Origin of the sequence: Dysgonomonas sp. PF1-14 (genome assembly GCF_029892965.1) — a bacterium.
In the GTDB taxonomy this organism is placed as follows: Bacteria; Bacteroidota; Bacteroidia; order Bacteroidales; family Dysgonomonadaceae; genus Dysgonomonas.
The window spans coordinates 172,602-186,594 of record NZ_JARXWN010000007.1 but is presented as its reverse complement, the minus strand read 5'-3'; the positions used below and the strand labels follow the sequence as shown (position 1 = coordinate 186,594).

The window sequence follows — 13,993 nt, the reverse complement described above, 5'->3', positions numbered from 1 at the left end:
TTTTAGTTGAGAGCGGGGCTATCTATATATTTCAGTGTCTGATTACTGATTCAGTTCTTCATCAGTCACTTGCGAAGCTGCTTCAGAACCTGCATTTAACTGATCTTGCAGTTTGTGTTTTTTCACAAATGCTGCTACTTCCGGATCGAGCGGAGCACGGTATGCTTTCGACGGATCCAGCTCACAAGCTTTCAGCAAGTGTGTTATCGCCTTGTTATCGTCACCCGAACGGATAGCCAGTATCGCCAGCAGATATTCGGTATTACCTGTTTGTTTCAGACTCTCGAGCAAGTCAAGAGCTTTTGCATTGTATCCCATACATACAAGGCAAAGTGCCGTATTGTAGTCAGGGTAGTTAGACAATATATCCAAAGCTTTCCAGTACTCTCTGTCTTGCAGATATTGAAGTGCCTGTGCATATTCAGGGCGCTCTTCTTTATTCACTGTGATTTCGTCAGCCATGCCCGGACGAGTCATATTGAATATAACGTCGGCCTTGTTGAGCATAGGATAGATAGAGTCGCGGATGATCTTATAATCCTGTGGAAAATCTTTCTTAATGCTAGCCTCGCACTGGTCAGGGTTTACAGCCTGTGTAAGCATATCCAGTATCTGAGGCTTGTTAGGCATATCTGTACGTCTCACGATCAGTCTGGCCATTGTATTCCAGTCTTCGCCACTGTAACGTATTTTGAATATATCTTCTGTTACACCCAATGTTTTTACAAAGTATGCCTTAAGTGCTTCTGCACGTTTTTTAGACAGTTCGATATTCTTTTCGTACTCACCGTCGAGTGATGTAGAAACCCTCAGTACAACACTATCCATCAACAACTTACCTTCTCCGGTAAATGTACGGTATGTATCCAGAGCCTTATTAGTTTGAGCCTTATTATCGCTATATCCGGCATTGAACACAGCTTTTCCGGCAGCAAACTTAGGATATATAACCATACTGTTATATACATCGCGGTGTAGAGTTGTGGTTTTCACTATGAGAGAAGTATCGACCAACTGCGACAATGATGAGATGAAATATGACAATGTATCTGATTGTGGCTGGGCAAAACTGCTTCTGTCTACAGCGTCAACGCGGCTGCTCATTGTCAGGCGTAGCCTTTTCATACCCGGCGACACAGGATAATCCTGTTTGTAGTAGAATGTAAAGTCTCTGTCGGACTGTACAACACTATCAAGACGCGTATTCAACTCGTATGGGAAAACGATCATTTCCTCTTTTTTATCTTCACGTCTTTCCTGTTTCATTTCATTGAGGGCAATATCCTCAAACAGATAACGGTGTTGAGCTATTTCAATAGAGTCTTTGTCTGATAGCGACTGATTTGTTATTTCGTCCATCTTACGCCCCGATCTGTACAGGTCGCGGAATCTTTCAGGCACTTTACGCAGATCTTCGCCTTCCAGTACCATTGTCCTCATATTCTTGTCGAAACCTTTCATATAACGGTTATAGGCACCGATGGTATCTTTACCTTTAGCCCAGTCATCCATTACACGTTCTCTGGCTCTGCGTGAATATTCTTTATAAAAGTCGATACGATAATCGTCTTTTTGCTCTACTTTTATTTTACCTTTCTTCAGGTCTCCCGGCTTGGCTACACTTCTCATATATTTATTGAACAGTCCGGTAGTATCTTTGCCCTTAGCATGTTCTTTCATTATTCTCACTCTTGCTTTACGGGCATTTTCGTGATATGTCTTCTGGTCGTAACCTACCTGTTTGGCTGCAACCAAAGCTTCTGCATCATCTTTTTTCGATTTCCATTCTTCATAGTCTGACTGACGACTCCATTCCTTATGGTACTGACCATAGTAGAATTTCTGCTGGAAGTTGATATCTTCCCTTACTCCCTTATGATCAAGGAATATGCTGTCATAATCGGATTTACCTACTATCGATTTCACATACTCGTCGTAGTCGGCATAGTCCTGTTTTTGCTTGTTGTAGAAATCCTGTCCTTTGAGCACCACGCTCTTCAACGGCACTACCGAGTCGTTGTGCAACAGTATAGGATTCATTGTTACACGCCAGTTGGAAGATAGTATTTCTTTAGGGACTTTAACGACGAAGTCTACGTTTACACGTCCGTTTTGCTCTGGCGTAAAACGAGACTTAGCTGTAACCACCACCTCGTTAAGGTGCTGAACTTCGCTAAGGTTGGTTTCTTTACCGGTTTCTGTTCCTGAACGGGGTATAACCTCCGAATTGGTGAATGTCACCTCTTCCGATACAGTCCTAACACCTTTTATATCACCTCCTTCGATATAAGGCAATTCTATATTCGGACGTTTCGATTGCATGAAAAGCTCCTTGGTCATAGCATCAGCTGTAGTTTTAGAGACTTTTATTTTCACTTTTTCGGGTATATAATCAACCCCGTCACGAGCTGCCCTGATTTCCTTTACGGAGCGTTGAGTCTTACACGAAGACATAACCATCAGTATTATCACAATAGCTGATAATAAAGACATGATACGTATTGGTAAAGTTAGTTTGTTAATGCTCTTTTTCATAAAATAATTTTGTTCTATCGATGTTCGAATTGTAAAGTTCCTGCTTTAGTAAAAAACGGTGCAAAGATAGTTATTTATAAACATAATAAATAATAAATTTACATGTTTTTAACCCACATTGTACATGTATTATCTTATATATAACAAAAAAGCCGAACTTTTATTATGTTCGGCTTCTTAATTAACATTCTATCTATTTCATTTCTTCGGATTTGTTCTTTTTGATACGTCCTGCTTTACGTAATGCCTGATCGAGAATATACTGTATCTGCCCGTTGGTACTGCGAAATTCATCGGCAGCCCATTTCTCGATCGCATCCATCATTTCCTGATCGACACGCAGAACGAAACTTTTTACGGTAGATTCTTTCTTTGCCACGCTGTAAAGGTAATAATTTTAATGATGTAACGTTCCGGCATTCACAATAGGCTGTGCGGCTTCATCGGCGCAAAGCACTACCAGCAGATTGCTTACCATAGCGGCTTTACGCTCTTCATCCAGATCTACAATTTCATCTTTTTGCAATTTATCGAGAGCCAACTGCACCATGCTCACAGCACCTTCGACAATCTTCTCGCGCGCGGCAATAATCGCATCGGCCTGTTGGCGGCGAAGCATCACACTGGCTATCTCGGCTGCATAGGCCAGATAATTGATGCGGGCTTCTATCACTTCTATACCGGCTATAGCAAGGCGGTTGTTCAACTCGTCCTCAAGTTTCTGGCTCACCTCATCGCCATCCGAACGCAAGGTAATGGAATCAGTCTCATGGTTATTATTGTCATAGGCATACATCCCCGCCACCTGACGCAGTGCAGCATCGCTCTGTACTTTCACAAAGCTGGAAGCAGCCATCATAACACTGTGTCCTGCCGAATCGATATCGAAAGTAGCTTTGTATGTATCTTTCACTCGCCAGACAAGTACAGCACCTATCATAATAGGATTACCCACCTTGTCGTTCACCTTTACAGGTTCGATATCCAGATTGCGCGCGCGGATAGGAATACGGCGTGTAGAGTAGAAAGGATTTACCCAAAAGAATCCGTTGTCGGTAAGGGTTCCTTTATATTTTCCGAAAAAGATCATAACACGGGTTTCGTTAGGCTCCACCATCAAAAGTCCGTAGAATACAGCGGGTATAACGAGAATGATACCTACTATACCTAAACCGATAGACCATACCTGCTCCAGAGAGATGATAAAGACAAGGCATGCAATGATAACAACTCCGATAAAAATTGCCAGAAATCCTGACACCTTTGTTCCTTCAAATTTCTTTTCAAGTGTTTTCATATTTGATTTAATCATGATATTAAAATGATATCACAAATATGAAAATAAATTTTCATTAAAACAATATTTACAGCATATTTATTTCAAAAAAAAGAACGGATAATACACAAAGAATAAAATGATAATTGTCACGCCTTTTAAGGTGTGGGATAAGACACTTTTCAAAAAGACTTTAGTCAAAATAATTTTGGCTAAAGCCACTTGTACTCATACATTTTATCTCCTCCACTTAAAAGTGGAGGTAACTAAAAATATAAATAATGCGAATCAGGAGTTGAAATTATATGTTCAATTTCTTTCTGCGCGTAATCACAGATTACTTACATTCCTTTTGCCCAAAGCCGCAAAAGGAATCAAAAAGTCTTTAGCGCCCCGCTTCATAGGCCGACCCGTTAAAGGGTTCAAAGGCTAAACAAAAAACTCGCTCTAAGATTTGTATAATACGAACCGATAATTCAGCTCAAACACGTTTTTGTTTCACGCTTTTTTCGCCCGATGGATACCCCGCCCATAAAGCTAACGGCGCAGGCTGACGCACGATTGGGGGACGATAAATAAAGGGTTTTTACTTGTAACTTGTAACTGCCCAAAGGGCGAAGTAACTAGTAACTAATAAACAAACGTTTATTTAATGCAACCTCAAATACTATTAGCATAATTCACAATTCATCTATCATATCCCTGCTGTTCATTCCCTCTATACCATGCTTCAGAGCAGCTTTGTCTCCCGCTTGTCCATGCCTGTACACACCCAGTATAGCAGCATGAGGGGCGTTGTATCCGCGTGCGAGTAGTCCGGTGATATATCCGGTGAGTACATCGCCGCTTCCACCCTTTGCCATACCGCTATTCCCGGTAGAGTTGAAATAGCAATTGCCATCCGGCAGGCAGACCATAGTATGCGCACCTTTTACAATCACAACAGTTTGCAGTTTCGATGCCAGTTTTCTGACCAATCTTATTTTTTGCTCTTCGTCTTCCCATTTTCCGACAAGGCGTTGCAATTCACCCGGATGAGGGGTGAGAATAGAGCCTTCCGGAATATATTTCTTTAGTTCGGGATGCTCTGACAGGATATTCAAAGCATCGGCATCTATAACCATCGGCTTTGATGTTGCTTGTAGCAGTTGTCCGAAAGCTTCAACAGTCTGTGCTGCCTGCCCCAGTCCACAGCCAATACCGACAGATGTATATCTGGAAATATCGGAAGGTAATTCCGAGAAACACAAATCCTTGTCAAGGCTCAGCATTGCCGACGGATAAGTTGCTTGTACTGCCATACGCTCATCGGCAGGTATATGCAGGGTGACCAATCCACAGCCCGAACGTAACGCCGCGCCTGTAGACAAAATTGCCGCACCCGCCATACCCCTCGATCCGCAAATGAGCAGAGCGTGACCGTATGTTCCTTTGTGTGCGAACTTATCACGTTTCAGAACGATGCTTTTTATCAGATCTTCTGTCACATAGTGATATAAGGTAGGGGTGTTGTCTACATATTCTTGGCTCAAGCCGATGGGTAGGATTTCTATATTGCCACAGTATTCTCCGGCTTCGGGTAGAAGCATCGCCAGTTTGGGAAATTGCAGTGTAAGGGTTGTATCAGCTTTGACAATCAGTTGTTCAGCATTGCCGAACTCGCTGATCATCCCTGATGGCAGGTCGATGGAGATAACGCTGTTCGGTAAGCTGTTTATTGTATGTACAATACTTGCCAGAGGTTCTTGGATTTCACCTTTCACACCTGTGCCCAGCAGGGCATCGACGATAATGGTGTCACTGCTTATACTGTTTGTATTACCGGATATTACATTGTCGGGCAGGCGTTTCAGGTTAGTAAGGCATTCCTCCGATAGTTGCTCCTTTGCGTAGGCAAGGCAGACCGAACATTTGTAGCCCTTCTGTGATAATATGCGCGCAACAGCCAGCCCGTCACCACCATTATTCCCCTTTCCGACAAAGAACAGCAAGGAATATTCTTTATCTATATTACGGCATATCCATTGGGCAATGCTTTCTGATGCTCTTTCCATCAGGTCGATAGAGCTTATCGGTTCATTCGCGATAGTATATCGGTCAGCTTCTTTTATGTCTTTTCCCGTCAGTATTTTCATGTCATTTCCGCTGCATTATTTACCAATAAGGATTCATAATATGTGCCTATTTGCCTGTTAAGAAAAGGGCTGACAAAGAAACTCAAATTGCTTTCACATTTTTCAAGTTCTTCAAACTCTATTTCAATAGCAATAGATATATTGTAAAGCAGCTGATAGATGCGATCTTGCTCCTTCCTATTCATCTCGGAAGAAGGCTTTTCTCCTTTAGGAATTTCAAATTCTTCGAGTCTTATATAGAACATCTTTTCACCTGTCTGAGTTTTGGTTTCGATAAATGAACCGTTGTATATATATAAATCTGTGTGATCTATAAAAGATTTGATTCTTGCCGATTTAGGACGGATATAGTTATTCTCTATGCTCTCTCCGGTTAGCATTATATCAATGCCATGAGATGCTTCACCAAAGTTTGTAATAATCCATCTAACCTTATTTGTTGTATTTGACCGGAAATTCAAATCACCTTCTCTTGCGAGCATATTTAAAGATACAGGTATCGGTTTCCTTTCTGATGCTTCCTTTTTTTCTTTTATAAAATGTAGTATAGTTCCAGCTATCAGCTCGCTTTCTAAAAGATAATTGTATCCTTCACTTATATTCTGTTGTGATATATCGAATAGTTTAGCAAAACTGTTCAGAAACGATTCAACGAATATCTCCCTCTCTTCCCAAGCTTTTTTTAACTCATCAAAAGAAAAAGAATCCTCAAGTATAAGATTTTTCCATTCATCCGGTTGGTTATTGGAGAAATCTATATCCATATTCTCATTCAGGTTCGAAATAGTATCGACTGTCGCTCCATTTTTGTTTAAGCCGATGTAGACGTAGTCGCTATCGTTTACCAAAATACTCAGCGTTGTAGTATCTAGTTTTCTTGATAGAGACGTAGCTAATGAATTTAATGTTTCTAAACTCTGACATTCAACATCTTCGTCATATACAGCTATCCATGATGTATTATTGGCAGATGATATAATAACGGATTTATCAGCTTTTTCTGCAGAATCTACTGATTTGTAACCTTTCTCAATATTGATCTGCTTTACACATTCAATAACCTGTTCTCTAGATTCAGTACCACCTGATGATACCTTAATTTGGATATTCGTGAAAAATGCTCCCATATTATTGAAAATAAATTATTTGTCCGCCATCCGAATCTGCATATTCCCTTAATAAATTTTGCATATATTCTACAGCTTCCAGCAATCCGTCTTTTCCGCTATATCCGTTTATTATAGCCAGAAAGTTAGTCGTTTCTATTCCTATTTTGGTGCGTTCGTGGTCGCTGGTTGGGGTACCTATGCCGCCTGAGTCGTCTCTGTAGACAGGTAATCCTTCTATATTCAGTATTCCCCGTCCGATGGCATCGTATGGTTCATCTGCCATGCCTACACCCAGTGTAAGCGTATCGCCTTCTATCTTGTCGACATCGAATCCGCCAATAGAATAACCTGTGCGTATAGAAACCAGATTAATCATGTCAACCAGCGTATCTATTTGATATAGCGGTAATCCCCTGACAATGCGGCGGCAAAGCGCTTCCGATGAAGGGCGGTAGCGGTTGGGGTCTTTCCCCAGCCGTTTGTAGGCAGTGCGTGTGGCAGCGATCGCACGATTGTTTTTGATATCTTCTATTGCATGTCCGGCTTTATATTCTTTCACCAAAGCGTCTATCTGTTTCCACAAGCCTTCGTTGTACAGACTGTTTTTTACTTTTGCTAATATCGCTGCACCTGAAAATTCGGGGCAGGCTTTCTTTATTTCATCTGATACTATTACATTTAACATATTTATAATCAATTCAATATTTTTCGTTTTTAACAAAAACCTTACAAGAGTTACAAGTATTTTACTTTGCGCCTTCGCGTCTTTGCGTGAGATAATTTTGACTAAAACCTCACATTTTTTACATGTTTCATCGTTATACTTATTTTGGTTGTTAACTGTTAACTGAACATATCTTATAGATAAATAACTCTTCATTTTATACACTGCTTTCAAAGGTACAATATTATTTTTACCTTTGTTTTTATCCGAAATCAATATTTAATCAGATACCATACATGAAAATATATATAGTGCGCCATACGGCGGTAGGAGTAGAGGGGCTTTGTTACGGACAAACCGATGTGCCATTGAAACATACCTTTGAAGAAGAGGCGGAGGCAGTAAAACAAAAGCTGAAAGATATACCCTACGATGCCGTATTTTCCAGTCCTTTGAGCAGAAGTAAATGCCTCGCCGAGTATTGTGGTTATACCGATATCAGGCTGTACGACCGCCTGAAAGAAATGTATATGGGCGACTGGGAAATGAAGCAATGGGATAAAATGGACATCGCAGAATGGGAAAAAGATTGGGTGAATACACCTACACCTAATGGCGAATCGTTCAGACAGATGTACGACAGAGTAGCTTCTTTTCTCGATGAACTGAAAGAAGAGGATTATTCATCCGTTATTATTTTTGCACATGGTGGGGTAATTAATTGCTTCCGCGTATATTTTGGTAAAGCCGAGCTATCCGGTGCATTCGATAATATGGCGGAATATGGAGAGATTTTTGAATTTGATCTGGTGTAATCGCTATCTGATTAATCTGTAATCATAATTATTTATGCCAATCAGTATTTGTTATATAGATAAATTGAAAATGATACCATAACAGATATCATCTGCAAGTTATGAACTGTTAATGGTTTTGTCAAAATCATTAAAAACTTCTACTTTTGCAGCACTTTAATTAATCATACACAATCCAATGAAAAGAATATTCATATTTCTATTCCTTATATATACAACTGTTCTATCTGCTCAGGACAAATACAGGTCGCCTCTCGATATTCCGATTGTCCTTAGTGCCAATTTCGGAGAACTTCGTCCCAATCACTTTCATTCGGGGATAGATCTCAAGACACAGGCGGTAATAAACAAGCCTGTATATTCTATTGCCGATGGTTATATTTCACGTATATCTGTTTCTCCCTCGGGTTATGGTCTGGCTATTTATGTAAACCATCCGTCTGGGCAGACAAGCGTTTACGGACATCTGAATAGTTATGCGCCCCGATTTGTAGAATATATAAAGGAAAAGCAATATGAAAAAGAAAGCTACAGAGTTGATCTGTCTTTAGATGCTGCTCAGTTTCCGGTAAAGAGAGGAGAATTGATCGCTTACAGCGGCAATACCGGTTCTTCCGGTGGCCCACACGTACACTTCGAAATACGTAATACGGCCGATCAGGTTGCCCTCGATCCGTTAGAGTATTATAAAACACAAGTAGCCGATGGTGTAGCACCTCAGATGAAAGGTATAGGAATCTATCCTGTCAGAGGGGCGGGAGTAGTGAACGGAAGCAGCAGCCCTATGAGAGAGCCGGTGACTGTTCTTAAAAAAGGAGGCTATTCGGCAATAAAAGATACAATAAAGGTATGGGGACGAATCGGACTGGGGGTATATGCCAACGACCGTATGCCGGGCACTACCAATATATATGGGGTAAAGAAAGTGCGCTTGTTCTGCGATAATAAAGAGATATTTGCATCCGATATAGTTTCGGTAGACTTCGATAAAACCCGTATGATAAACAGTCTGATAGATTTTGACTTCTGGTCGGAAAAGAAAGCCTTTTATCAAAAATCTTTTATAGAACCGGGTAACGGTCTACCTATCTATAAGGCTGTGAATAACGGTTATATAGATATAGATCAGGAAAAAACATACGCTTTTCGCTACGAGTTGGAAGATATTTATGGTAATAAAACAACTTACTCATTCAGCCTGACTGGAAAAAAACAGGAGATACCACAATTGGATGGCTGTTCGGAAAAGATGGCATGGGACGAAGATAACCACTATGCCGCCGATCTGTTTTCGATAACTATACCTAAAGGAAATCTGTATGATGATCTGTGTTTTGTAATGAACCGCACGCAGACCCCTTCTTATCTTTCATCTATATATAAGGTGAATGATACGTATGTGCCGTTGCATGGCTCTGCTACAATGACTATCAAACTGACCAGAGACAGCTTGCCGAACAAGTCTCAGTATGGTATTGTGCGCATAAATAAGAATGGTAAAGAGTCGTGGGTGGGTGGTACATATGATAACGGAGCCGTTACTGTAAAGCTACGTGAACTCGGACATACATACGCTGTGAGTTCCGATACTAAAGCACCTGTAATCACCCCAGTGCTTCCGGCTAAATGGGTAGCGCAGAAAGAAATAAAGATTCGTTTGGTGGACGATAAAAGTGGTATAGCTTCATATCGGGGGACTATAGACGGAGGCTTTGCCCTGTTCGAGAACGACATGAAATCGCCTGTATATAGCTATAAGTTTGATCCATCGCGTCTGAAAAAAGGACAGAAGCATAAGCTGGTATTTACAGCAAAAGATGGCTGTGGTAATGAGAGCAGCTATGAGTACGAGTTCAGCTATTAGATATTCTTTTTGTAAACGGGCATACACGCGGGTCAGCCCCTATATTTATAACTCATATGAAGCAGTAGTTGGATTAATATGTTCTATTTCATATTACTGCGCGTAATCACAGATTACTTACATTCCTTTTGCCCAAAGCCGCAAAAGGAATCAAAAAGTCTTTAGCGCCCCGCTTCATAGGCCGACCCGTTAAAGGGCTCAAAGGCTAAACAAAAAAACTCGCTCTAAGATTTGTATAATACGAACCGATAGTTCAGCTCAAACACGTTTTTGTTTCACGCCTTTCTCTCCCTACGGGTACCCCGTCCATAAAGCTAACGGCGCAGGCTGACGCACGATTGGGGGACGATTACCCTGCCTTGTCGGCGCGTGCGACTCTGTTTAATCGCTCTAGGCTTTTTCATCAAACTATATGAGATAGTCGGGCTTGCTTTCTTTTTCTTTTCAAAAAATAAAATCAAGTTTAGTGCTTCGTTTATCTTTTGGTGTGCCGTTTTCTTTGTTTTACCAATGTTCTTCTCCTCATCCGAGTTTATTATACAGAGCTACGCCGATTGGTACGAATCACTAGTCCACAAAAACATTAATAATTCGGATTCCTTAATGCAGAATATCTCAGCTATAGGAATGATAAAAAAGATACTTGGCATGTACGACCTTTCCAATTTTGTATTCCTAGTGCCGGCCTTGTTCCTGTTTGGGCTACAATATATAAAAATAAACCTATACAACGATCTACGGTATCAACTAGGCATTCTGGCTTCAGCTCTTATCTTTATCGTACTTTTTAGCTCCGGTTCCGAATCATGTATATATATTATAGCAATGAGCGGTTTTGTAATATGGTTCATTCTGCAAGAAAAGCCATATAACAAATATGTAATAACACTCCTTGTTTTAGCTATTCTACTATCAGTACTGGGGTCTTCCGACCTTGCCCCGGCATATATAAAGAAAGAAATAGTAAGACCTTATGCTTTAAAAGCATTGCCATTTTTGATAACATGGCTCACATTGGTATGCCAATTACTGATTATGAAGAAGGCTCCGGTAACTGTTTTATCAAATCATTATTTAGAGGAAGAGGAAATGCCATCGAATCTGAATAAAAAAGACTGATTTTGTCATTAAAAAATAATATTGAAAATCAGCCATATAACAAGGTGGAGTAAAGAATTTCAAAAAAAATGTAATGAAATATTTGCACGTAATCAAAAATGAGTTACCTTTGCATCCGCAATCGCAAGGAGAATAAAGCTGTAAATACAGCAGAGCTCCACAGGATGGCCCATTCGTCTATCGGTTAGGACGCAAGATTTTCATTCTTGAAAGAGGGGTTCGACTCCCCTATGGGCTACAAAAAAAACAAAAATAAATAACAAAAATAAGGATTAGTCAATATGGCAAATCATAAGTCAGCAGAAAAAAGAATCAGACAAGCAGAAGTAAGACGCTTGAGAAACAGATATGTAGCTAAAACAACCCGTAACGCTGTTCGTAAATTCCGTTTACTAACAGATAAGGAAGAAGCTAGAAAGCAATATCCATCGGTATGTTCTATGCTTGACAGACTGGCTAAGAAAAACGTGATACATAAAAATAAAGCAGGCAACTTGAAATCGAAGTTAGCTGCTCACGTAAACGCTCTGTAAGAAATAGCGATACTAATATAAACATCTATATAACGCAGAAGGTTAAACTGATTTTGGTTTAACCTTCTTCTATTTTACAGATTATATCGAAAAGAAAAGGGAAATAGATATTGTATTTCAAAAACTTATCCCTATCTTTGCACCCGCTAATAACAATTATGTAATAATTAAAATTAACTAAAGAAAGAAAATGGCTACAAAGATCCGTTTACAAAGACGAGGACGCAAGGGTTACCCTTTCTACCACATCGTCATTGCAGATAGCAGAGCTCCACGGGATGGAAAATTTATTGAAAAGGTGGGTTCTTATAACCCGAACACAAATCCTGCTACAATAACTTTAAATTTCGACAGGGCTTTGTACTGGTTACAAGTTGGTGCTCAACCTACCGACACTACTCGTAACATACTTTCTGAAGAAGGTGTGCTATTGAAGAAACACCTTTTGGGTGGTGTTGCTAAAGGTGCTTTTGACGAAGCTACTGCTGACAAGAAATTTGAAGCATGGAAAGCTGAAAAAGAAAAAGGCAATCAGGCTGCCATCAATAAGAATGAAACAAAGGCTAAGGCTGATGCAAAAGCTCGCCTAGATGCTGAAAAAGCTGCCAACAAAGCGAAAGCTGAAGCTGTAGCTCAGAAGAAAGCTGAAGAAAATGCAGCACAGGCTGAAGCAGAAGCAGAAGCTGCTCCGGCAGAGGAAGCCGTAGAGACAGTTGCAGAGGTGGCTGAAGCAGTGGTTGACGAAGCTCCTGTTGCTGAAGCAGAAGCTCCGGCAGAAGAAGAAAAAAGTGCTGAATAATAAAATATAAACAGCATATACGAAAAGCCCTGATAGAAATCTATCAGGGCTTTTTTATTGGCACCAATAATTATCGTCATCTAAAAAGAACCGCACATAAAAAAGGATTGGCATCAGCCAATCCTTTCATTATACAATCTGCTTCTATTCGTCTTATATAGAAAGTATCTTCAATGTATCCAGCAAATTCTGTTGTAAAGGCTTATTTTTCTTTATAGCCTTAGAAAACGGCACATATACGATTTCATCGTTCTGTATTCCGATCATCACATTACGCTGATCGTCTAGCAAGGCATCGACTGCCGCAGCACCCATTCTGCTTGCCAGAATCCTGTCGTTTGCTGTAGGAGAACCTCCACGCTGCACATGTCCTAATATAGTCACACGCACATCATACTGAGGATATTCAGTCTTAACACGCTCTGCCATTGCCATTGCACCTCCGGTGATGTCACCTTCGGTAACAAGCACAAGGCTACTGTTCTTACTCTTGCGGAAGCCGTTGGAAATAAGATCACCCAACTGGTCTTGCTGTAACATCATTTCGGGAATGATGGCAGCTTCTGCGCCGGAAGCGATGGCTCCGTTCAATGCCAGGAAACCACATTCGCGCCCCATTACTTCGATGAAGAACAAGCGTTCGTGAGAACTGGCTGTATCGCGTATTTTATCCACAGCCTCCATAATGGTATTTAGTGCTGTATCGTAGCCAATGGTAAGATCTGTTCCCAAAAGGTCGTTGTCGATAGTACCCGGAAGTCCTACGATAGGATAGTTAAATTCCTGTGCAAATATGCGGGCACCTGTAAGAGAGCCGTCACCGCCTATAACTACCAGTGCATCAATACCTTCCCTTTGCAGTGCTTCGTATGCAATCTGTCTTCCTTCGGGAGTCTGAAATTCTTTACTGCGCGCTGTTTTAAGGATTGTTCCACCCTGTTGTATGATGTTACTCACACTATTGGTTTTAAATGGAACAATTTCATCGAATATCAATCCTTTATAACCACGCATGATACCTTTTACCTCCATACCGTTGAAAATAGCAGCACGGGTAACGGCACGTATCGCAGCATTCATACCGGGAGCATCACCTCCTGAGGTTAAAATCCCAATACACTTAACATTAGCCATAATTCTAGTT

Annotated in this window: 12 protein-coding genes and 1 tRNA gene; 6 read left to right on the top strand and 7 right to left on the bottom strand. The window is 40.7% G+C overall.

Annotated elements, in window-relative coordinates; all coding sequences use genetic code 11:
* Nucleotides 1-42: 42 nt before the first annotated feature.
* The 6 genes from M2448_RS10580 to M2448_RS10555 form a co-directional block, all read right to left on the bottom strand.
* A complete protein-coding gene (locus M2448_RS10580) occupies nucleotides 43-2,535 on the bottom strand; it encodes a hypothetical protein (RefSeq protein WP_280646007.1) in 2,493 nt (830 codons plus the stop codon).
* Between the two features lie 193 nt (nucleotides 2,536-2,728).
* Entirely contained in the window at nucleotides 2,729-2,914 is a 186-nt protein-coding gene (locus tag M2448_RS10575; protein WP_280646008.1) for an Arc family DNA-binding protein, read from the bottom strand.
* An 18-nt stretch (nucleotides 2,915-2,932) separates the two neighbouring features.
* The gene (locus tag M2448_RS10570) at nucleotides 2,933-3,832 is read right to left on the bottom strand and encodes an SPFH domain-containing protein (protein ID WP_280646009.1); all 900 of its coding nucleotides are present in this window, start codon (nucleotides 3,830-3,832) and stop codon (nucleotides 2,933-2,935) included.
* A gap of 659 nt (nucleotides 3,833-4,491) precedes the next feature.
* The gene (locus M2448_RS10565; RefSeq protein ID WP_280646010.1) at nucleotides 4,492-5,946 is read right to left on the bottom strand and encodes an NAD(P)H-hydrate dehydratase; all 1,455 of its coding nucleotides are present in this window, start codon (nucleotides 5,944-5,946) and stop codon (nucleotides 4,492-4,494) included.
* The gene (locus M2448_RS10560) at nucleotides 5,943-7,073 is read right to left on the bottom strand and encodes a hypothetical protein (protein ID WP_280646011.1); all 1,131 of its coding nucleotides are present in this window, start codon (nucleotides 7,071-7,073) and stop codon (nucleotides 5,943-5,945) included. The genes M2448_RS10565 and M2448_RS10560 overlap by 4 nt, the downstream gene beginning before the upstream one ends.
* Before the next feature lies 1 nt (nucleotide 7,074).
* Entirely contained in the window at nucleotides 7,075-7,740 is a 666-nt protein-coding gene (locus M2448_RS10555; RefSeq protein WP_280646012.1) for a phenylalanine--tRNA ligase beta subunit-related protein, read from the bottom strand.
* Nucleotides 7,741-8,015: 275 nt separating this feature from the next.
* On the opposite strand from M2448_RS10555, the gene cobC reads away from it, so the two are divergent.
* The 6 genes from cobC to M2448_RS10525 all read left to right on the top strand — a co-directional run bounded on the left by cobC (nucleotide 8,016) and on the right by M2448_RS10525 (nucleotide 12,849).
* Entirely contained in the window at nucleotides 8,016-8,534 is a 519-nt protein-coding gene (gene cobC, locus M2448_RS10550) for an alpha-ribazole phosphatase (RefSeq protein ID WP_280646013.1), read from the top strand.
* Between the two features lie 178 nt (nucleotides 8,535-8,712).
* The gene (locus M2448_RS10545) at nucleotides 8,713-10,398 is read left to right on the top strand and encodes a M23 family metallopeptidase (protein ID WP_280646014.1); all 1,686 of its coding nucleotides are present in this window, start codon (nucleotides 8,713-8,715) and stop codon (nucleotides 10,396-10,398) included.
* Between the two features lie 369 nt (nucleotides 10,399-10,767).
* Nucleotides 10,768-11,517 (top strand): glycosyltransferase 87 family protein, encoded by a 750-nt coding sequence (locus M2448_RS10540; RefSeq protein ID WP_280646015.1) that lies wholly within the window; start codon nucleotides 10,768-10,770, stop codon nucleotides 11,515-11,517.
* 166 nt (nucleotides 11,518-11,683) lie between these two features.
* Nucleotides 11,684-11,755, top strand: a tRNA-Glu gene (locus M2448_RS10535).
* A 43-nt stretch (nucleotides 11,756-11,798) separates the two neighbouring features.
* On the top strand, nucleotides 11,799-12,050 hold the full coding sequence (rpsT, locus tag M2448_RS10530; protein ID WP_280646016.1) for a 30S ribosomal protein S20: 252 nt from the start codon (nucleotides 11,799-11,801) through the stop codon (nucleotides 12,048-12,050).
* Between the two features lie 190 nt (nucleotides 12,051-12,240).
* Nucleotides 12,241-12,849: a 30S ribosomal protein S16 gene (locus M2448_RS10525; RefSeq protein WP_280646017.1), complete on the top strand. Its 609-nt coding sequence runs from the start codon at nucleotides 12,241-12,243 to the stop codon at nucleotides 12,847-12,849.
* Between the two features lie 153 nt (nucleotides 12,850-13,002).
* Here M2448_RS10525 and pfkA read toward each other — a convergent pair whose 3' ends face one another.
* Nucleotides 13,003-13,983 carry a 6-phosphofructokinase gene (gene pfkA, locus M2448_RS10520; protein ID WP_280646018.1) on the bottom strand — a complete coding sequence of 327 codons (981 nt, stop codon included), beginning with the start codon at nucleotides 13,981-13,983 and terminating at the stop codon, nucleotides 13,003-13,005.
* Between the last annotated feature and the right edge of the window lie 10 nt (nucleotides 13,984-13,993).

Bases quoted from the DNA above. Each gene is read 5' to 3' on its own strand.
- M2448_RS10545 (WP_280646014.1), top strand. From the start codon at position 8,713: ATGAAAAGAATATTCATATTTCTATTCCTTATATATACAACTGTTCTA.
- rpsT (WP_280646016.1), top strand. From the start codon at position 11,799: ATGGCAAATCATAAGTCAGCAGAAAAAAGAATCAGACAAGCAGAAGTA.
- M2448_RS10555 (WP_280646012.1), bottom strand. From the start codon at position 7,740: ATGTTAAATGTAATAGTATCAGATGAAATAAAGAAAGCCTGCCCCGAA.
- M2448_RS10560 (WP_280646011.1), bottom strand. From the start codon at position 7,073: ATGGGAGCATTTTTCACGAATATCCAAATTAAGGTATCATCAGGTGGT.
- cobC (WP_280646013.1), top strand. From the start codon at position 8,016: ATGAAAATATATATAGTGCGCCATACGGCGGTAGGAGTAGAGGGGCTT.
- M2448_RS10565 (WP_280646010.1), bottom strand. From the start codon at position 5,946: ATGAAAATACTGACGGGAAAAGACATAAAAGAAGCTGACCGATATACT.
- M2448_RS10525 (WP_280646017.1), top strand. From the start codon at position 12,241: ATGGCTACAAAGATCCGTTTACAAAGACGAGGACGCAAGGGTTACCCT.
- pfkA (WP_280646018.1), bottom strand. From the start codon at position 13,983: ATGGCTAATGTTAAGTGTATTGGGATTTTAACCTCAGGAGGTGATGCT.
- M2448_RS10570 (WP_280646009.1), bottom strand. From the start codon at position 3,832: ATGAAAACACTTGAAAAGAAATTTGAAGGAACAAAGGTGTCAGGATTT.
- M2448_RS10580 (WP_280646007.1), bottom strand. From the start codon at position 2,535: ATGAAAAAGAGCATTAACAAACTAACTTTACCAATACGTATCATGTCT.